A 20,498-nucleotide genomic window follows, 5' to 3' on the forward strand; every position below is an offset into this window, starting at 1 on the left:
GGTTACAACTCGCTGAGCTGTGACTCGACATACAGATAGCCAATTCCCATGAGTTGCTGGGCGCGATTAAGCTGACCGAAGCTTATCTGAGTCGCTCTGGCGCGCGGGTTATCACCGTGATCAAACGGGTTAAACCCAGTTTGCTGCACCAAGGTATTGAGCCAGCTATCGCCAAAAGCGCAGCTACGACCGTACAACCATATCTGATTAATATTCAGTATATTCAGGAAGTTATATAAACTAAGCCCTATGGCGCTGGCGGCATGCTCGGCCCAGGCCTGAATACGAACATCACCGTTCTGCCAGGCAGTAATAAGCTGGTCGGTGGTGAGCGTTTCCGGATCGTAAAGGGACGTCGGCTGCGATTTCATCCACACGCGGGCCTGTTTTTTCAACGCGCTTAATGACGCTACCGTTTCCAGACAGCCATAGCGACCGCAGTCACAGGCAATTCCATCGGGATGAACGATGGTGTGTCCAATCTGGCCGCTGCCATACAGACTACCGCGCCAGATATTGTCGTTAATCACAAACGATGAGCCGATACCGTAGTCAACGTTAATCACGCAAAAATCACCGTTAGCCGCTGGGTTTTGCCATTTTTCGGCCAGCGCTAGCATCACGCAGTCATTGTCCAGGCGGACCTGTACGCCGAGCATCTCTTCCAGCAGATATTTTATTTCCACCGGTGTTTTCCACGGGGCCTGAGGCATGGTTTTTGATGCGCCGGTGATCGGATCAACCTGGCCGTGAACGCCGAGCGCCAGATTAATCGTGACCTCGGGAAATTGTCGACGGTATTTCCGCCAGTGTGCAGCCAGGGCTGACAGCAGCGCTTTGGGGGTTTCCGGCTTAATGACCTCATGACGCCAGTCGCCGATGGCAACCAGCCGTGCGTCCGCCAGTTGGCTGGTGATACTGGTAGGGGTGACGTTGATACATAGCGTCCATGCGCCTTTTTCAGGCAAATGATAGCTGCCACTGCTCAAACCGCGCTGGCTTAAGGTTTCTCGCGAATGACTGATTCTCCCCTCATCCATCAGCTCTTCGAGGATATTGCTGACCGCCGGGATCGACAGGCTGGTGAGCTGCGCCAGCTGTGACTTGCTGAGCTGCTTTTCCCGCCACAGGTGCGACAAAAAGATCTGCTTATTCGCCTGACGAACCCTGGCGTTGTTGAACCCCGAACGCTGCATTCACTTAACTCCCTTAACTATATTGCGTGAGCATTGCGCATTTTAGCGCCACTTAACTGCCGCAGAATAGCATCAAGTTGAATTTTTACTTTTGCTTATTGAGTGGAGAGCGGCATGTACGGTTCAGTTAAAGTCTGGCAAGAAACGATCACCCTCCCAACGTGGACGGCAGGTGAAGAAGATGCCAACCCAATGTTTCTGGAAAAACGGGTTTATCAGGGATCTTCTGGCGCGGTGTATCCGTATGGCGTGATTGATACGCTGACCGGCAAACGTGAAATGCGCGACTATCAGGCGGTGTGGATGGAGAATGACTTCATTCGCGTCATGCTGTTGCCGGAGTTAGGTGGGCGTATTCATCGTGCGTATGACAAAGTACAGCAGCGCGATTTTGTCTACTACAACGAAGTGGTAAAGCCCGCTCTGGTTGGTTTGCTTGGGCCGTGGATCTCTGGTGGCATTGAATTTAACTGGCCGCAGCATCATCGCCCAACCACTTTTATGCCGGTGGATTTTACGCAGCAACAGGGTGAACACGGCGAATATACCGTATGGATGGGTGAGGTAGAACCTATGCGCGGTTTACAGGTGATGACCGGATTTACGCTGTATCCGGATCGCGCCCTGATCGAGATAACCGGGAAGGTGTTTAACGGTAACGCCACGCCGCGCCATTTTTTATGGTGGGCGAATCCAGCGGTGAAGGGTGGCGACGATCACCAGAGCGTGTTTCCGCCGGATGTGACCGCAGTATTCGACCACGGTAAGCGAGATGTTTCTGCGTTTCCCATTGCCACCGGCACATACTATAAAGTGGACTACTCGGCTGGCGTGGATATCTCGCGCTACAAAAACGTGCCGGTACCGACCTCCTATATGGCTGAAAAATCAGATTATGATTTTGTCGGCGCGTGGCATCACGGTGAGCGAGGCGGGCTGCTGCATGTGGCCGATCACCACGTTTCACCAGGGAAAAAACAGTGGACCTGGGGCTATGGCGACTTTGGCGTTGCCTGGGATCGTAACCTTACCGATGACAACGGTCCGTATATCGAACTGATGACCGGAGTCTTTACCGACAACCAGCCGGATTTCACCTGGCTTGCGCCGTATGAAGAAAAAGTCTTCGTACAAAATTTCCTGCCTTACAGCGAACTGGGCATGGTGCAAAACGCCAGCACGCAGCTGGCACTGCGCCTGGTACGTGAGCGTAGCCAGCTTTCTGTGGGCGTTTATGCGATTGCGCCGCTGCACGACGTGCAGGTTACGCTTTCTGCCGATGGACAACCGTTCTATGAGCATACGTTGACCCTGGAGCCCGGACAAAGCTGGCTGACTGATGTGTCTGACGATAACCATGCGCGGGTAACGATGACGGTCACTGGCGCCGATGGCACTACGCTTTTGCAGTACGAAGAGCACATCGCGCAAGAGTTACCACTGCCATCGGCGGCCGTCGCGCCAGCGCTGCCAGAAGCGCTTTCTAATACCGATGAACTCTATTTTATTGGTCAGCATCTGGAGCAGTACAACCATGCCAGTCGCTATGCCGAAGATTATTATCGCCGCGCGCTGGACGTTGATCCGCTGGATTACCGCAATAATGTGGCCCTGGGGACGCTGGCGCTAAACCGCGCCGACTGGGCGCTGGCGGCACAATGTGCCGGCAAGGCGCTGGAGCGGGCACATAAACTCAATAAAAATCCGCGTGATGGCGAGGCGAGTATGCTGCTGGCCGCCGCACAGGAACGTCAGGGCGATGATGACAGCGCGTGGGATAATTATTATAAGGCCAGCTGGAGCGGCAACTGCCGGGATGCGGCTTTCTGGTCGTTAGCGCGTTTGGCGATGAAGCGTCAGGATTACGCTGGCGCGTTGGAAAAGGTGGAGCAGAGCCTGCGCTTTAACGGCAGTAATAACCTGGCGATGGGACTGAAAGCGCTGGCGCTGGCAAAGCTTGATCGCAATGCGCAAGCGCTGGACTACATTCGCCAACAGCTGGTGGATTATCCGCTGAGCTATACCCTGCACTATGCGCGCTGGGCTATCTGCCAGGACGAGGCGACAGCGCTTGCGCTGATCTCGATTACCGGGCGTCGCGGGACCAACGCGTGTGAACTGGCAGGCTGGCTGACCTCTTTGGGGCAAAAGGATGCAGCCCGTGGCGTGCTGGAACTGCTCGACAGCCAGGAAATGCTGCCGATGCTGTGGCGCGCCTCGCTGAGCGATAATCCACAACCCTTCATTGAACGTGCTCGTGAGTGTCTGCAAAACCGCGTGCGTTTCCCCAATACGCTGGATGAAGTGCAGATGCTGCAAACTCTTGAGCAAAGCGCTTTTGCCCGCTATTTACTCGGTTGTTTCTGGTACAGCAAACGGCGTTATGCCGAGGCGGTTTCCTGCTGGCAGTTCACGCTTGCGCAGGAAGCGGATTTCGCTCCGGCGCATCGTTTACTGGGGATCTACGCCTGGAACAAACTGCACGATGTGCAGCAGGCGAAACAGTATCTGTCGCAGGCCGTGGCGCTGGAGCCGCAAAATGCCCGCTTCCTGTTTGAACTCGACTATCTCAACAAGCTGATGGCACAACCGGCTGAACAGCGCCTGCAGCGGCTGGAAGCCAGCAAAGAGATTGTCTTCCTGCGTGATGATCTGACGGTGGAACTGCTCAGCTTGTGGAATGGGTTGGGGCGCTATGACGATGCCGCCGAAGTATTACGTGAGCGGGTGTTCCATCCGTGGGAAGGCGGTGAAGGTAAAGCCACCGGGCAATATCTGCTTAATCAATTGCATCGCGCGCTGGCTGCCGTGCAGTCCGGCGACCCGCAAACTGCTATTACGCAACTGCAACAGGCGCTGCACTATCCGCAAAACCTCGGGGAAGGCCGTTTGCCAGGGCAAACGGATAACGACATCTGGTATTTGCTGGGGTATTGCGCGCAGCTGCAAGGCCATTTCGAAGAATCTCAGCGCTATTTCTCCCGTGCGACGCGCGGCGGAAGCTCACTGGATGCCGGACGTTACTACAACGACCAGCCAGTGGACTATCTCTTCTGGCAGGGTATGGCGCAGAGAAAACTTGGCGATGATGCAGAGGCGGACGCTCTGTTCAATAGCATCCTGCAATGGGTTGAGTCGCATCACGACAACGTGCCGGATGTCGATTTCTTTGCCGTATCGCTACCCGACCTGGTGGTGCTGGATACCTCAGCACAAGCAAAACACCAGCAACACTGCCTGTTTATCAATGCGCTCGGGCATCTGGGGCTAGGAAATAGCGCCGCCTGTCAGCGTGAACTTGATGAACTCCTGCAACTCAATCCGGCACATGACAAGGCATTACTGCTGCGTCATGCCATTAACGTAAGGCTTTTCCAGTAACACCCGAAACGGGTGGGGGATAACCTCACCCGAAACCTACTGTACCCTGCGTTTCCCTGAAAGAGGAATCATAATGAATAACGCGCAGACACATTTAAAGATTGGTTACGTCTGGACTATCTGCCTGGTTGCGGCCTGCGGAGGTTTACTGTTTGGCTATGACTGGGTGGTGATCGGCGGGGCAAAACCCTTCTATGAAGCATATTTCTCGATTACCGATCCGGCACAATCCGGCTGGGCGATGAGTTCCGCGCTGGTTGGTTGTATCTTTGGCGCGCTGATTTCCGGCTGGTGCGCCGATAAATTTGGCCGAAAAATGCCGCTGATTCTCTCAGCGATCCTCTTTAGCGCTTCCGCCTGGGGAACCGCCGTCGCCAGTAACTTCGATATGTTTATTATTTATCGCATCGTTGGCGGCGTGGGTATTGGTCTGGCGTCTGCGCTAAGCCCACTGTATATCGCCGAGGTTAGCCCCGCTGAAAAGCGTGGTCGCTTTGTGGCCGTTAACCAGCTCACCATCGTCATTGGCGTGCTGGCGGCGCAGCTTATCAACCTGATGATTGCCGAACCTGTTGCCACAGGCGCTACGCAGCAGGCAATTGTTGAAAGCTGGAACGGTCAGACAGGCTGGCGCTGGATGTTTGGTGCTGAATTAGTGCCTGCGGTAATTTTCCTGGTGCTGATGTTCTTTGTACCTGAATCGCCGCGCTGGCTGGTGAAAGCGGGCAAACCCGATCGTGCGCGTGCCATGCTGCAGCGCATTGGTTCGGCGGAATATGCCGGGCAAACGCTGAAAGAGATTGAACATACGCTGCAAAAAGATAATCACAAGGTCGCGTGGTCAACGCTGTTACAACCGCAGATCAAACCGATCGTGATTATTGGCATGGTGCTGGCAGTGTTCCAGCAGTGGTGTGGGATCAACGTTATTTTCAACTATGCGCAGGAGATCTTCGCCTCTGCCGGATTCGACATCAACGGTACGTTAAAATCGATCGTGGCGACAGGGATCATCAATCTGGTCTTTACCCTTGCCGCTCTGCCGTTAGTGGACAAAATTGGCCGTCGTAAACTGATGCTGTTCGGCGCGTCAGGATTGACGGTTATCTACGTACTGATTGCCGGGGCGTACGGGTTGGGCATTATGGGCTGGCCGGTTCTGGTTCTGGTGCTGGCGGCAATCGCGATTTATGCTCTAACGCTGGCACCGGTGACCTGGGTGCTGCTATCAGAAATTTTTCCCAACCGCGTGCGCGGGCTGGCAATGTCGCTCGGGACGCTGGCGCTGTGGATTGCTTGTTTCCTGCTGACCTATACCTTCCCGCTGCTCAATGCGAGTCTGGGCGCGTCGGGAAGCTTCCTGCTGTACGGTGTGATTTGCGCGATGGGCTTCATCTATGTTCTGCGTAATGTACCGGAAACCAAAGGCGTGACGCTGGAAGCACTGGAAGAACAGCTGGCGGCGCAGCATACAAAAGTTGGTGCATCAACCCAACCGCGAAGCGCCCGCTAATGGAGGGTCTGCTGACGCTACAAAACGCACATCTGCGGATGTGCGTCGATCCGCAGGGCGCTTCTCTATTAAGCCTGGTTTCGTTACAACATCAACAGGCCATTTTACGCGAAGGTCATGGTCAGCAGCCTGGTGATTGCGGCCTGTTCCCGATGCTGCCGGTCGCGAATCGGGTGGCGGGAAATCGTTTTATGCTGCGCAGTGAAGAGGTGGTTTTACCTCAGCATGGCGCAGACGACACTTTCTTCCTGCACGGTGACGGCTGGCTGCAACGCTGGCAGGTTATCACCGTCACCCAAAGCGGTTGTTTGCTGCAGTTGCGCAGTTGGCATCCCTGTGGCTATGACTATACGGCGCAGCTTTGCTATCAACTTGAAACCTCGAGCCTGCACGCCTCGTTGACGCTCACCCATTGCGGTGAGCAGCCAATGATTTACGGCTGCGGATTCCATCCGTTTTTCGCCTTTGATAAGCGCAGCACGGCGCAGTTCACCGCCAGCGGCTACTGGTCGGAGGGGGAGCAGCATCTGCCGCTGGAATGGCAACGCGATATCCCTTCAGCAGCGGATTTCATGCATGCGCAATACGGTGAGGATAGCTGGCTGAACGTCGGCTATTCCGGCTGGAGCGGGCGGGCCGTTATTCAGCGAGATGTGATGAAAGTCACGATTTTAGCGCAAACTCCGTGGTTGATGCTGTTCAGAATGTCGGGTGAGGAGTTCCTGTGCCTGGAGCCGCAAACGCATCCGGTGAATGCCCACAACATGCAGGGGCAGCCGGGATTGCAGGTTTTAGCGCAGGGAGAACGCTGCCATTTTGCGATGCAAATTAGCGTCGAATAGGGCAAAAATCATGTTATCTGCCTGTTAATGCTCTCTTGCGCCAGCCTGCGTTTGTCGCCAGACTATCGCCTCCAAACGGGAGGGATTCATGGCTTTGCATTCCACGCGCTGGCTGGCGCTCGGTTATTTCACCTACTTCTTTAGCTACGGTATCTTTCTGCCTTTCTGGAGCGTCTGGCTCGAAGGGCTGGGGCTGACGCCGGAAACCATCGGTTTACTGCTGGGCGCGGGGCTGATTGCCCGTTTTCTCGGTAGCTTGCTGATTGCGCCGCGCGTAAGCGATCCCTCTCGGCTGATCTCAGCGTTACGTATTCTGGCCCTGTTGACGTTGGTGTTTGCGCTGGCCTTCTGGGTGGGGACCAACGTGGCGTGGCTGATGGTGGTGATGGTCGGCTTTAACCTGTTTTTCTCGCCGCTGGTGCCGCTGACCGACGCACTGGCCAACACCTGGCAAAAACAGATAACCATGGATTACGGTCGGGTACGGCTGTGGGGATCCGTGGCCTTTGTGATCGGCTCTGCGTTGACCGGCAAGCTGGTGAGCCTGTTTGACTATCGGATTATCCTGGTCCTGCTGTCGCTTGGCGTTGCATCAATGCTGCTGGGGATGATGATCCGCCCAAGCGTACAGCCAGCGGGGGAGAACCGTCAGCAGGAGAGCGCGGGATGGCCCGCCTGGCGCGCGCTAATAACCCAAAGCTGGCGTTTTCTGGCCTGCGTGAGTCTGCTGCAAGGCGCGCATGCCGCTTATTACGGTTTCAGCGCCATTTACTGGCAGTCTGCCGGGTATTCCGCTTCGGCGGTGGGCTATTTATGGTCATTAGGCGTGGTGGCGGAAGTGATTATTTTTGCGCTCAGCCACAAGCTGTTCCGCCGCTTTAGCGCTCGCGATCTTCTGCTGCTTTCCGCCGTTTGCGGTGTCGCGCGTTGGGGCCTGATGGGCTGGAGCACAGAGCTGCCGTGGCTGATTGTAGTGCAAATCCTGCATTGCGGAACGTTTACCGTCTGCCACCTGGCGGCGATGCGTTACATTGCTGCGCGACAGGGCAGCGAAGTGATTCGTCTCCAGGCGGTGTACTCGGCGGTGGCGATGGGCGGCAGCATTGCCATCATGACCGTATTCGCAGGATACCTGTACCAGAATCTGGGCAGCGGCGTATTCTGGGTGATGGCGCTGGTGGCGCTCCCGGCAATCTTTCTGCGCCCGAAGGTGGCGGCGCAGCCTGCGATGTTATGATTCGAGGATTTTGCGGATCTGCTGCTGTTGATGCGGCGTAAGCGCCAGATCCGCATGAATCAGCGGGGGAGAAAACAGCGGTAGCGGCGTGGTGTATGGCGTAATAATCAGCGTTACCCCGCGCGGCGCACCTCCTTTTTGAAAATCCTGCATCGGCATATGCTTTACGTTGAGCGGCAGCAGCGTCAGTTCGCGCAGTTGTTGCTCTATATGCGCTTCAAGTTGTTCGTTACTACCGGTCAGCAGGATAATCTGCTTCTCGTGCAAATCCTTTTCCTGCATCAGCCAGGCACCGAAAATAACCGCAACCAGGCCGATCTCTTCTTCTGAAAACTGCACGTCGTATTCCGCTTCGAAGCCGTGTATTGCCTCACGGGTGGTACGTACCAGCCGGGGATAAAGTCGGCTGAACTCCTCCGGGAGCGTGTTATCAATGCCAATGGCGAATAAGCTACGGTTAAGCGCCTGGGCAAGGTGAATATAAAGCTGATCGTGCAGTCCTTGCTCGTCGCTGAAGCGCACGTTGCCATACTCGCGAAAACGCAGCACCAGCCGCGCAATAGCAAGGCGCAGGCGGCGATCCTGCTGGTGATTATCGCGGATAGGATCGGGGATGCGGATCATGGAGAATAACAACGCCATAAACAGCGATTCGCCCAGCGGCGCACGTTGCATGACGTGGCGCTGCCAGTGGCGGCCAATTTCCTCGGCGAGCGGATACTCAGCGCAGGATTGCGCCCACCGTTGCTGGAGTGGGTTAAATTCCGGGGTGATCCCCGCGTGGTGCTGTAGCAGGCAATATTGTAAATACAGGCGCAGGAACTGGATGTCACGACACTCAAACGGCTTCTGTAAGCGCCGGGAACAGAGGTTAATAAGCGCATGCAGATTGGTGTCGTCATACAGCGTACGTGCAATACCTTGTTGTTTCAGCTCCATTTTTAATGCGGGCGTGAAATGCTGGGCGATAAAAGTCGGGCAAATTCGCAAACCACGGCGTAGCCACTGCAACAGACACAGGCGCTGATTGAGCGGAGTCCCTTCGATCGCATAGGCACCATTCTGCGCGGTGGCTATCGTGAGCCGGTGATAACGCTGGATTTCGAGCCCTGCGCCAATAATATCTTCCTGAACCGTGGCATCATCAACGCCATTGAGGCTGCTGAAGGTTTGTGTAGTCGCGATTTGCCCTGGCAGGAAAAGCGTCAGCAGAACCTGGCAACGGCGCTGGGGAGCGGAAAGTACAGATGGTGGAGCAAGCGTTGACATCATCTGTAGGGTCTCCCGTAAGTATGTTTGATAAGAATAGCTAAAGTTTGATCATAGATTTGAAGAATGGAATGCTTTCCACCAGGAATGCTGGAGGGCGTCACAGAATTTTTCACGTGCGGATCAGATAGCGGGAGTGGAACGCAGCGCGTTAATCCGCTTTTTCACTGTTTTATCTTTTGTTGAGATATAAAAAAATGCCAGAGGGGGGAATGCTGGCGGAGGGAGGTATGAACATGCTATCGCAGAGAAGTGAAAAACCTAAAGTGAACGTAGCAATACGACGGAGGCAACAGATTCATTACCTCCGTAACAGTTGTCTGGCGTTACTGCTCACGACTCAGCGTTAATCCCACATCGCCGCCCGGATGTACCGCCAGCAGCGTTTCCTTTGAGTAGCCGCTTTCGCTCATCAGACAGGCGCAGGCGGCGTCAAAGATAGCCAGCACCAGTAAAATTGAGGTAGTGGCTAACATGTTCAGCGGGTCGGCCTCTCGCTGAACGCCGGTAGAAATCACCAGCCTCGATGCTTTAGCGATGGCCGAATCCGCGTTTTCAGTCACGCTCAGGATGGGCACATTCCTCGCAGCCAGTCCGGGCAGCAGCCGGGTGAGTTCGTCCGAATTACCCCCGCGCGACAGCATAATCACCAGGTCGTCGGCGCGTAAAAAACCGAGATCGCCATGCGCTGCATCCGTCGCGTTGAGGTAAATCGCCGGACGTTCCACGCAGGCAAGCATATGTGCGACTTTACGCGCCGCAATACCGGATGTACCGACGCCGGTCACGACGACTTTGCCCTGACAACCGCGCAGCTCCGCCATCAGCGACTGCCAGACAGGTTCAGTCAGATGCTGCCCCAGACCCGCCAGGGCATCGCTATAGAGCTGGAATACGCCGCTGGCCTGAGACCAGGAGTTACTCATGCGTCCTCCTGCATCAACTGGCGGTATTTCATATGATCCTGATACATCTCGTGGAATACCCGATATTTGCGATCGTAATACTGCTTAATGCGATTGGTCTGCGGGGTGACCGTTTTACCTATCCGGCTCATCGCCGACATTGCTTCCGGGAAGGTATCGAACACGCCCGCGGCGATAGTTCCCATCATGGCGCCGCCCAGCAGCATGGCTTCGCTCTCTTCAGGCAGCAGCATCGCACAGCCGGTGGCGTTGGCATGCTCCTGAACGAAGATCGGATTTTTCGTCCCGCCGCCGCTGGCCATAATGGTATCGATGGTGTAGCCGCTTTGATTCATCGTTTCAATGATATGCCGCGTTCCCAGCGCAATGGCCTGGATGGTCGCGAGGTACTGTAACGCCATATCTTCCGGCGTGCGCGACAGCTTCAGTCCGGTGATAGCGCCTGTGAGCGTTGGGTTGGCGCGAGGTGAACGGTTGCCGTGGAAATAGGGCAGGATGTGCATGTCACGGGTTAAAAATGCGATATCTTCCGGCTCACCGGCCATTTTACGCAGCAGCGCATTCAGCACTTCATAAATGGTCTGCCCTTGAGATTTCGCCTGGGTCAACAAGGTTTCGTAACAAGGATGCGACTGAATAACGTGGTCGATTAACGCCCCGGTTGCCGACTGTCCACCTTCGTTAAGCCAGTATTCTGGCAGCACTGCTGAGTAGTAAGGACCCCAAACGCCGCCGATAAAACGCGGCTCTTTGGAAATCGCCATGTGTCCGGTAGAGGTGCCGCCAATCAGCGCGACGCGGCGGTCAAAATCCGCCACCTCGCCGGAAACACCGCTCGCGCCGAGCGTGCCGAGCGTACCGGCGTGGGCATCGATGATCGAGACGCTGACAGCGGTCCCCGGAATCAGCCCCATTTCGCTGGCGGCGCGCGCAGAAAGACCATGACCGAGCGGTTCGCCCATGGTTTTCACGTAGCGACCAATTTTGGCAGCATCATGTTCCAGCAAGTCTTCCAGCCCAATCTGGCGGAAATAGCTGTCATCCCATTTGTCTTCATGGCCCATATAGGTCCATTTACACACCGTCGAGCACAGTGAGCGCGTGTCATCGCCCGTTGCGCGCCAGGTCAGGAAATCGGGCAGGTCAAAGTAGTATCCCGCATTGGCCCAGGTGTTGGGCATATGTTGCTTCAACCACAGCAGTTTGGGCGTTTGCATTTCCGGGGAGATAATACCGCCAACGTAGTCCAGCACCCGATGATGCAGGGCGTTAATGCGCTCAGCCTGAGTAATGGCGCGGTGATCCATCCACACAATGATATTCTGTTCGCTGCGCCCGGACGGACTGATGGTCAGTGGTTTACCTTCTTTATCCAGCACCACCAGTGAACAGGTCGCGTCAAAGCCCAGACCTTTCACCTGGATAGGGTTGATATCTGACTGGTTAATCGCATCGCGAACCGCGTTACACACTGCCTGCCAGATGTTATCGGAAGACTGCTCAACAAAATCGGCCTGCGGGCGGTAAATCTCGATGGCCCGACTGGCCTGGCCGACCATTCTGCCGTTGAGATCAAACACGCCAGCACGTGCGCTTCCGGTTCCGACATCCACACCAATAAAGTAACTTGCCATAATTTTTTCTCCTGAAATCAGGCTTTACGATTCTGTAATGCGATAAAGAGGATCAGCACCGCGCCCCACAGCGCCATCGTCAGATAGCTGCTGACCCCCAGCAAGTTAAGGCCGCTTTCCAGCATTTGCAGCACAATCAGCGCCAGTACCAGGCCGATAATGCGTCCGAAGCCGCCATCCGGATTGATGCCGCCGAGTACGGAGGCAAGGATGGTGACCAGCAGGTAGGACTCACCGTATCCGGCTTTTGCCGAGTTGAATTTCGCCATCATCAAAATGGCGGCGACCCAGCCGAGCAGGGCTGAAATCACGTACACGGAAATTTGTACCCGTACGGTATTAACACCACTGTAGCGGGTAGCCTGTTCATTGGAGCCAACGAGATAAAGACTGCGCCCCAGCGTGGTGTGCTCCAGCAGTACCCATAGCAGGATTGCCACCAGGAAAAAGAGCAACAGCGCCACCGGAATACCCGCAATCGTGGCGTTGCCAAGGTACTGAATGGCGGTCGGGAAACCCGAAATCACCGTCCCGTTGGAGAGCAGAATATTCAGCCCGGAGATAAGTGTCATCGTGCCGAGGGTAGCGAGAATCGGTGAGACGCCGACCCAGGCAATCAGCGCGCCGTTGAGCGTACCGATAGCCACCGCCACGGCTGCACCTGCCAGCAGCGCCAGCACCAGAAACAGCGGGTTATCCGGATGGGTAACGATAATCGCTGCCATTACCAGCGAGCAGGCGTTCGCCCCGGCAATAATTGACAGGTTAATGCCGCCGGTCAGCATGGTCATACCCATCCCGAGGGCCAGCATGCCGAGGATCGGTAACTGTGAGCCTATCGACTGGAAGTTAGCGACGCTAAAAAAACGGCTGCCGAGCAGGGCTGAGAAAACCAGGGCGACGACCACAATAATGACGCATTGCAGACGAATGATGGCATCACCGGGTAAAAATCTGGCGATTGTTTTCATCTCAAAGCTCCCTTGCCAGTTTGCGTTTTTCGTTCCAGGCCGTGGCACTGATGCTGACCAGGATAATGGCGCCGCTGAATACGGTGTGCCAGTAAGAGGAGACGCTGAGTAGCGTCAGACCATTTTGTAAGAAGGCGAGCAAGACAACGCCGAGCAGGGTTCCGGTCAACGTACCGCGCCCGCCGCTCATGCTGGTTCCGCCGAGCACGACCGCCGCCAGCACCGTCAGCTCAAAGCCGAGCAGCGAATTGGGTGCAACTGACTGGGTGATTTGCGCCTGAACCACGGCCGCAACACCTGCCAGAATGCCCATATAGCCATACACGTAGAAATGCAGCTTCAGCAGATTCAGCCCCAGGCGTGAGGCCGCGTCGCGGTTGCCGCCCATGGCGTAAACCTGACGGCCAAGACGGGTATAGTTCATCAGCACTGCGGTAAAGACGATCACCGCCGCCAGGCACAGCAGGGGCAGGGTCAGGCCGTAGTCGTAGCCATCTGCCGCGGTGAAGGAGAACCAGTTAATGCCGTTCATAAACCAGTCAGGGAAACCGTACAGCCAGGTGCCTTTGGTGGCGTAAACCAGAAGGCCGTAGTAGACGTTCAGCGTGGCGATGGTAATGATGATTGCCGGAACGCGCAGCCAGTAGACCAGGAAGCCATTAATCAGTCCAAGCAGCAGGCCCACTGCAATCGCAATGGTTAATGCCAGTGCGAAGTTGCCGCCGTGGCCGATCACCCAACTGGCCATCGCATACTGGGCAATCGCGGTCATCGCCGGAAATGAGATATCGATCCCGCCGGAAATCAGCACCACAAACAGCCCACAGGCAAGGATGCCGAGAATCGCGTAGCTGGTGGCCACATCCGTCAGGTTCCCCAAAGACAAGAACTCGTCGGTGCTGATGCTCAGCCCAACCGCCAGCGCCACGACCAGCAGGCCCAGCCAGAATTCATGTTGCCCGATTAAACGGGACAGATGCATCTTATTCATTGATTACCTCGACCACTTCAGCAATCTCCTCTTCACGGCAGTGATGAGGATTAAATTCCGCCACCAGCTTGCCGCGACGCATTACCAGCACGCGGTGGCTGTTGTAATACGCTTCCGGAATTTCATCGCAAATCATCAGCACCGCCATACCTTGTTCCGCCAGATCGCGGGCGATCTGATAAATGCCCTCTTTGTTGGCGATATCCACGCCGACGGTAGGCGAGTCGAGGATCAGAATGCGGGGATTCGTCGCCACCCATTTGGCAATGGCGATGCGCTGGGCATTGCCGCCGGAAAGCGTTTTGACCGGCAGGTGCGGATCGGACACTTTGATATTCAGTTCGCGGATCAAATCGGCGACCAGCTTTTGCGCTTTATGGTGATCGAGCAGGCCGCTGCCGGTATGCAGCTGATCAAAGACCGTGACGATGGTGTTGTCGTAGATCGACTGCTCCATGATCAGCCCCTGCGTCAGGCGATCTTCTGAGACGTAGCCGATCCCGTGCTTAATGGCGTCGTGGTTATTACGAAGCGTGACCGGCTGACCGTTAATACGCATCTCGCCGCTTTCCGGGTGTGTCATGCCAAACAGGCTCAAACAAAGCTCGGTACGCCCGGCGCCCAACAGGCCGACAATTGAGACAATCTCGCCGCCGTGTAGCGACAGATTAATGTTCTGGTATTTGCCTCTGCGGCTGAGGTTGCGCAGCTCCAGCAGGGGCTCTCGATCGTCGAATGATTTCTCCGGCAGCGGGCTGTAGTGGAAGCGTTGTCCGGTCATCAGGAAAGCCAGCTCGTGACTGTCCAGTTCGCTGGCAGGATATGTGCCCACCAGTTTGCCGTCGCGCATCACGCTGATGCGGTCTGCCACTTCCATCACTTCATCCAGACGATGGCTGACAAACACCACGCAAATGCCGGCCGCTTTCAGTTCGTTAACCACCTTCAGCAGGCCATTGACCTCCTGACGGGTTAGCGATGCGGTGGGTTCATCCATAATCACCAGACGCGCATCGGCGGCAATCGCCCGGCAAATAGCGACCAGCTGTCGGTCGGCAATCGAGAGTTTTTCAACTTTTTTATCGGGATCGATATTCACCCCGATACGCTTCATGGCGGCCAGCGCCTGCTGTTTCATGGCTCCGCGACGCACCCAGATATCGCCGCCGGGAAGGTAGCGGTTAACCGCAATATTTTCCGCGACGCTAAAGTTGGGGAACAACGACAGGTCCTGGTAGATAACCTGAATGCCATAATGGGAAGAGAGCTGCGGCGTCAGGTGATGGAACAGTTTGCCATCGAGTAAAATCTGCGCGCCTTTTTCCGGGTGATATACCCCGGAGATCACTTTAATAATGGTGCTTTTACCACAGCCGTTTTGACCCGCCAGACAGTGAACTTCGCCTTTTCTCAGCGTCAGATTCACGTTATCCAGCGCCAGCACGCCCGGGAATTGTTTGCTGATATTCTCAAGAGTGATAAATGCGGTGGTGTCTGTCATGGACAATACCCCTGCGAGCGTCCTGACGGACGCTGAGTGTTAGTTTGGTGGATAGCGCCGACCAGACGGTCGGCGTTATGGTTTCCCTGGTGTTGGCAAAAGCCTTAGAAACCGAGTGATTGTGCGTTGTCTTTGGTGACTTCGAGGATCTTGTTAAAGCGGATCACTTTCTTCTCCGTGTCGATATCGGCTTTCCCTAAACCGTCGATACTCAGATCTGCATTGACTTCTTTGCCCTGCAACAGCTGATCGGCAACCGTTACCAGCGCATAGCCCGCATCTTTTGGATCCCACAGCAGCGCTTTTTTGATATCACCGCGCATCAGGTAAGGCGCAGCCTGTGCTGGCATGGCGATCCCGACAACGGCGATCTTATCTTTGGCGCGTTTTTTCTGCACAGCCTGACCCGCACCAATTGGACCCAGTGAGCCGAAGCCGATAATGCCCTTCATCTGCGGATAGGTTTTCATCAGATCCAGCGTTGTGGCGTAGGATTTATCGATGCTTTCCGCAACCGGCAGACGTGAAGTGACCTCGAACATTTCCGGATATTTTTCTTTCTGGTACTTAATTGCATAATCCGCCCACGCGTTATGCAATGGGACCGTCAGCGAACCGACATAGATGGCATAACCCCCTTTGCCGCCCATGTTTTTTGCTAGCTCATCGACGTTGGCCTGCGCGTATTTTTCACTGTCGATGGTTTCGATATCCCACTGACCGATTTGCTCGTCCGGGGATTCGTGCGTCAGGACCACAATGCCTTTATCGCGCGCTTTTTTCAGTACTGGCTCAAGAACCTTGGCATCGTTTGGTACCACGATGATCGCGTTGACGTTTTTGGCGATCAGATCCTCAATTACTTTGACCTGCTGTGCCGGGTCCGGCGTAGACGGACCGGTCTGGTAAGCGTTCACATCCAGTTTTTTTGCTGCTTCGTTAACACCGGTTTCCATGCGGTTAAACCAGGGAATACCGGTGACTTTGGCAACCACAGCAATTTCATATTTTTCCGCCGCAAAGGACGTGCCGGACAACATGCATGCAGAAACCAGGGTTGCACTGAGTAATGCGAGTTTGAATTTCATAGTTGTACCTTTCGTAGGGGGCAGGACATGTCACGGCGTGAAGTTAACAACGAATGGAAGAGGGAATGAATCATAAGTTTGTAGAATGTGATATATGCCCATTATTGTTAATTTATAGAAATAAAGTAGTTAATAATTGGTTAAATTTACATGATTTTAGATTCAGGCATTCAAATTAAGTGTTAATAAAACATTAAAATGAAACTGTTAATTAACATTTTCTTATCATTTAACTTAAGATTTGACGCCGAAAAGGTGTTTGGGTGGAATTTCCCGAAGAAGAAATTATCGAAATTGAGAACTGAATCGATACCGGAAAAGGGTGCTCAACTTTTTTTCGTTCAATGATATCCTCGGCACACTTGCGCCAAATACGGCATCATTATTTGTGGCGGTGTTGATTTTTATCGTGGAGAACTCATGCAAGGCGTTAAACGTATCTTTATGACGTTGTTTCTCGCTGTCCTGTCTTTTGGCGCAGGTGCGCATCCCCACAGCTTTATTCATCTGAAAACCGAAGTTGTGAGCGAAAATGATCGGTTCGTCGCGCTAAAAATGCGCTGGACGATGGATGAAATCACGTCGGCGGATCTGCTTTACGACGCGGGGAATGCTAAACCTGGTGATGAAATTTGGAAAAAACTGGCGGCGGAAGTGATGGCCAACGTTCTCGGGCAGCACTATTTCACCGAAGTGTGGCACGATGGGAAAAAGGTAAAGTTTAAAAACAGACCGACGGAATATGGCATGGCGCGTGAAGAACACCAGGCGGTGCTGACGTTCGTTCTGCCGCTGGCCGAAGCTCAACCACTGAGCGGTCAAAAATATACTATTTCAACCTTCGATCCGACCTACTACGTCGATATGAGCTATGACAAAGACAGCGACGCCCGGCTTTCGCAGACCATAAGCCAGCAATGCCATATTTCAATGCATACGCCGACGCCGAATGAAAACATGTTGAGTTTTGCGCAGTCGCTGGATAAAGAAGACGCACCGCCGGAGGATATGGAGTTGGGTAAACAGTTTGCACAGACGGTGACGCTGCAATGTCAGTAGTTTATCAACAACGCGCAGCCAGACGCCGTTGGCTCACGCTATGGCCACTGGCGGTCTTTTTGTTGCTGGCGACAGGCGGGGGGCTGTGGTTGTGGCAGGCCTGGCCTCAGGTAATGATGCAAAGTGTCGTCTGGCAGCGTGACGTTAACCAGCAGATGAGCGGGTTGCTGAAAGCGGTTGCCGCGAACCCCACACGTGCGGGCGGATCTCTGCTGTTGTTTAGCTTTATATATGGGGTATTGCACGCATTAGGGCCGGGGCACGGCAAAATCGTCATCACGACCTGGCTTGCGACGCATCCGTCGAAGCTCAAGTCGAGCATTGGGCTGACGCTGGCGTCTTCCCTATTGCAGGGGCTGGTGGCAATAGGACTGGTGGTTGTAGTGCTCACGGTGCTGCAACTGCCTGCCCGACAGCTGCATATGAGCAGTTTCTGGCTGGAGAAAGGAAGTTATGCGCTGGTTGGCATGTTGGGCGTTTTATTGTGTGTCCGTGCACTAAAGAAATTGCGCCAGCTGCTGATGCGCCCGAAATTCACCGCCTTTACGCCGCACCATGTGCATCACGAGGGCTGCGGCTGCGGGCATCAGCATTTGCCCAAGCCGGAACAACTGCAAAGCGGCGATGACTGGCGCGCCCGGTTGATGATTATTCTCTCTATGGGCATGCGTCCCTGCTCTGGCGCAATTATGGTGCTGCTGTTCAGTAAAGTGGTTGGCGTCTTTAGCTGGGGTATGGCGTCGGCGTTGGCGATGGCGGCAGGAACCTCTTTGACGATTACGTCACTGGCTTTGCTGGTTCATAGCTTTCGCTCATTGGCGGTGAAAATTAGCGGGCATAAAGCGCCGGTGCTGTGGCGACAGATTGGCTGGACGACGCTGGCGTTAGCTGGTGGTGCGGTGCTTATTGTTGCTGCGGTAGTGATGTGGATGAGCGCGGTGCCGGTGGGGCGGGGGATAAGACCGTTTTAGCACTGTTGTAGGATGAATGCCTGATGGCGCCTCGCTTATCAGGCCTACGGGGAACGCCCCTGGTAGGCCGGATAAGGCGCTAGCCGCCATCCGGCATCAAACGATTAGCGTTTCAGCGCGTCGCTCAGTTCATCACGCATGTTCGCCAGCATGGCTTTAACAACGCGGGGGTTACCTGCAACGATGTTGCCGGTCGCCAGATAGTTATGACCACCGGTGAAGTCGCAAACCAGTGCGCCAGCTTCACGCGCAATCAGCTCACCTGCGGCGAAATCCCAGGGTTTCAAACCGATTTCGAAGTAACCGTCAACGCGCGCAGCGGCAACGTAAGCCAGATCCAGCGCAGCAGAACCTGTGCGGCGGAAGTCAGCGCACTCGGTAAACATTTTGCCAAGAATTTTCATGTAAGAAGCGGCGTGCTGCTTCGCTTTGAACGGGAAACCGGTGGCGATGATGGTGCCGTCCAGATCGCGGGCGGTGCTGCCACGCAGACGATAGCCGTTCAGCTGTGCGCCCTGGCCGCGAGTGGCGGTGAACAGTTCGTTACGCATTGGATCGTAAACAACGGCGACTTCAGTACGGCCTTTAATGCGTACTGCGATAGATACTGCGAAGTGCGGCAGACGTTTTACGAAGTTGGTAGTGCCATCCAGTGGATCGATAACCCATTGAACATCCTGATCTTCACCTGCGTGCTCACCGCTTTCTTCGGTGATGATGGTGTGCTGTGGGTAAGATTTGCGAATAGTTTCGATAATAATCGCTTCGGCGGCTTTATCGACGTTAGTCACGAAATCATTGCTGCCTTTCTGGCTGGTTTCTACAGAGTCTGGGGTTTCGTAGTGTTTGGCAATTACATTACCCGCCTTGCGCGCTGCGCGCACGGCGATGGTCAGCATCGGATGCATCGGTCTCTCTCACTGGATGTTAAAGAACGGGAAAACGGCGCAGAGTATAGCAGCGAGTTCGGAATATGTCTTCGTTTTATGATAATATGCCCGAATAATCTTTAGCCGAAGAAATACAATGCTGCAAAATATTCGAATCGTGCTGGTGGAAACCTCTCACACTGGCAACATGGGCTCTGTAGCCCGCGCAATGAAAACCATGGGTTTAACCAATCTGTGGCTGGTAAATCCACTGGTTAAACCGGACTCTCAGGCCATCGCTCTGGCGGCAGGTGCCAGTGATGTGATCGGCAGCGCGCAGATCGTCGATACTCTCGATGAAGCGCTGGCAGGTTGCAGCCTGGTAGTAGGCACCAGCGCGCGCTCTCGTACGCTGCCGTGGCCGATGCTGGATCCGCGTGAATGCGGTTTAAAAAGCGTCTCTGAAGCGACGAATTCGCCGGTGGCGCTGGTGTTTGGTCGTGAACGCGTTGGTCTGACGAATGAAGAACTGCAGAAGTGCCATTACCACGTCGCTATTGCTGCGAACCCGGAATACAGTTCGCTGAACCTGGCGATGGCGGTGCAGGTCATCTCTTATGAAGTGCGCATGGCCTGGCTGGCGACGCAGGAAAGCGAGAAGACCGCAGAATACGAAGAAGCTGAGTACCCGCTGGTCGATGATTTAGAGCGTTTTTACGGTCATCTGGAACAAACGCTGCTGTCGACCGGGTTTATCCGCGAAGGGCATCCGGGACAGGTGATGAACAAGCTGCGCCGTCTGTTTACGCGCGCGCGTCCGGAGAGCCAGGAACTGAACATTTTGCGCGGGATTTTAGCGTCGATTGAGCAACAGAATAAAGGCAAGTAAACGTAACGCCTCCGGCAAGTAAAAATGGCACTGAAGGTTAAATACCTGACTAAATTAGTCAAGTAAATAGTTGACTGATTTAGTCGGGAATGTCAGACTTGCCCCTGCTATGCAATACCCCCATTTTACAATAAAAAACCCCGGGCAGGGGCGAGTTTGAG

16 protein-coding genes are annotated in these 20,498 nt (G+C 54.7%); 7 read left to right on the forward strand and 9 right to left on the reverse strand.

Annotation, left to right across the window (positions count from 1 at the left end; genetic code table 11):
• Positions 1-2 precede the first annotated feature (2 nt).
• Complete coding sequence (locus tag HV041_RS02950) at positions 3-1,196, reverse strand: ROK family transcriptional regulator (RefSeq protein ID WP_121584919.1); 1,194 nt, start codon at positions 1,194-1,196, stop codon at positions 3-5.
• Between the two features lie 114 nt (positions 1,197-1,310).
• Between HV041_RS02950 and HV041_RS02955 the strand changes: the two genes are divergently transcribed.
• From HV041_RS02955 to HV041_RS02970, 4 genes are all read left to right on the forward strand, one after another.
• The gene (locus HV041_RS02955; protein ID WP_121584918.1) at positions 1,311-4,577 is read left to right on the forward strand and encodes a DUF5107 domain-containing protein; all 3,267 of its coding nucleotides are present in this window, start codon (positions 1,311-1,313) and stop codon (positions 4,575-4,577) included.
• Between the two features lie 73 nt (positions 4,578-4,650).
• A complete protein-coding gene (locus HV041_RS02960) occupies positions 4,651-6,090 on the forward strand; it encodes a sugar porter family MFS transporter (RefSeq protein ID WP_121584917.1) in 1,440 nt (479 codons plus the stop codon).
• Positions 6,090-6,932 (forward strand): aldose 1-epimerase, encoded by an 843-nt coding sequence (locus HV041_RS02965; RefSeq protein ID WP_121584916.1) that lies wholly within the window; start codon positions 6,090-6,092, stop codon positions 6,930-6,932. Before HV041_RS02960 ends, HV041_RS02965 begins: the two co-directional genes overlap by 1 nt.
• Before the next feature lie 88 nt (positions 6,933-7,020).
• Positions 7,021-8,169, forward strand: a complete 1,149-nt coding sequence (locus tag HV041_RS02970) for a 3-phenylpropionate MFS transporter (protein WP_121584915.1) — start codon at positions 7,021-7,023, stop codon at positions 8,167-8,169.
• Here HV041_RS02970 and csiE read toward each other — a convergent pair.
• From csiE to HV041_RS03005, 7 genes are all read right to left on the reverse strand, one after another.
• Positions 8,164-9,441: a stationary phase inducible protein CsiE gene (gene csiE / locus HV041_RS02975; protein WP_115643086.1), complete on the reverse strand. Its 1,278-nt coding sequence runs from the start codon at positions 9,439-9,441 to the stop codon at positions 8,164-8,166. The genes HV041_RS02970 and csiE overlap by 6 nt on opposite strands.
• A gap of 323 nt (positions 9,442-9,764) precedes the next feature.
• Entirely contained in the window at positions 9,765-10,364 is a 600-nt protein-coding gene (locus HV041_RS02980) for an SIS domain-containing protein (protein WP_086523412.1), read from the reverse strand.
• Positions 10,361-11,998 carry an FGGY-family carbohydrate kinase gene (locus tag HV041_RS02985; protein WP_044714639.1) on the reverse strand — a complete coding sequence of 546 codons (1,638 nt, stop codon included), beginning with the start codon at positions 11,996-11,998 and terminating at the stop codon, positions 10,361-10,363. The genes HV041_RS02980 and HV041_RS02985 overlap by 4 nt, the downstream gene beginning before the upstream one ends.
• Before the next feature lie 17 nt (positions 11,999-12,015).
• Complete coding sequence (locus HV041_RS02990) at positions 12,016-12,969, reverse strand: ABC transporter permease (RefSeq protein ID WP_003037658.1); 954 nt, start codon at positions 12,967-12,969, stop codon at positions 12,016-12,018.
• Position 12,970: 1 nt separating this feature from the next.
• Positions 12,971-13,960: an ABC transporter permease gene (locus HV041_RS02995; RefSeq protein ID WP_115601659.1), complete on the reverse strand. Its 990-nt coding sequence runs from the start codon at positions 13,958-13,960 to the stop codon at positions 12,971-12,973.
• On the reverse strand, positions 13,953-15,461 hold the full coding sequence (locus tag HV041_RS03000; protein WP_121584914.1) for a sugar ABC transporter ATP-binding protein: 1,509 nt from the start codon (positions 15,459-15,461) through the stop codon (positions 13,953-13,955). The genes HV041_RS02995 and HV041_RS03000 overlap by 8 nt, the downstream gene beginning before the upstream one ends.
• Before the next feature lie 104 nt (positions 15,462-15,565).
• Positions 15,566-16,549: an autoinducer 2 ABC transporter substrate-binding protein gene (locus tag HV041_RS03005; protein ID WP_003037665.1), complete on the reverse strand. Its 984-nt coding sequence runs from the start codon at positions 16,547-16,549 to the stop codon at positions 15,566-15,568.
• A 420-nt stretch (positions 16,550-16,969) separates the two neighbouring features.
• On the opposite strand from HV041_RS03005, the gene HV041_RS03010 reads away from it, so the two are divergent.
• Positions 16,970-17,608, forward strand: coding sequence for a DUF1007 family protein (locus HV041_RS03010; RefSeq protein WP_016150761.1), 639 nt, complete (start codon positions 16,970-16,972; stop codon positions 17,606-17,608).
• Positions 17,599-18,579 (forward strand): nickel/cobalt transporter, encoded by a 981-nt coding sequence (locus HV041_RS03015; protein WP_121584913.1) that lies wholly within the window; start codon positions 17,599-17,601, stop codon positions 18,577-18,579. Before HV041_RS03010 ends, HV041_RS03015 begins: the two co-directional genes overlap by 10 nt.
• A gap of 104 nt (positions 18,580-18,683) precedes the next feature.
• Here HV041_RS03015 and suhB read toward each other — a convergent pair whose 3' ends face one another.
• Positions 18,684-19,487, reverse strand: a complete 804-nt coding sequence (suhB, locus tag HV041_RS03020; protein ID WP_003037670.1) for an inositol-1-monophosphatase — start codon at positions 19,485-19,487, stop codon at positions 18,684-18,686.
• A gap of 118 nt (positions 19,488-19,605) precedes the next feature.
• Here suhB and trmJ point away from each other — a divergent pair, with 118 nt between their 5' ends.
• The gene (trmJ, locus tag HV041_RS03025) at positions 19,606-20,337 is read left to right on the forward strand and encodes a tRNA (cytosine(32)/uridine(32)-2'-O)-methyltransferase TrmJ (protein WP_003838431.1); all 732 of its coding nucleotides are present in this window, start codon (positions 19,606-19,608) and stop codon (positions 20,335-20,337) included.
• Positions 20,338-20,498 lie beyond the last annotated feature (161 nt).

Origin of the sequence: Citrobacter sp. RHBSTW-00029, assembly GCF_014104295.1 — a bacterium.
Taxonomy (GTDB): domain Bacteria; phylum Pseudomonadota; class Gammaproteobacteria; order Enterobacterales; family Enterobacteriaceae; genus Citrobacter; species Citrobacter youngae.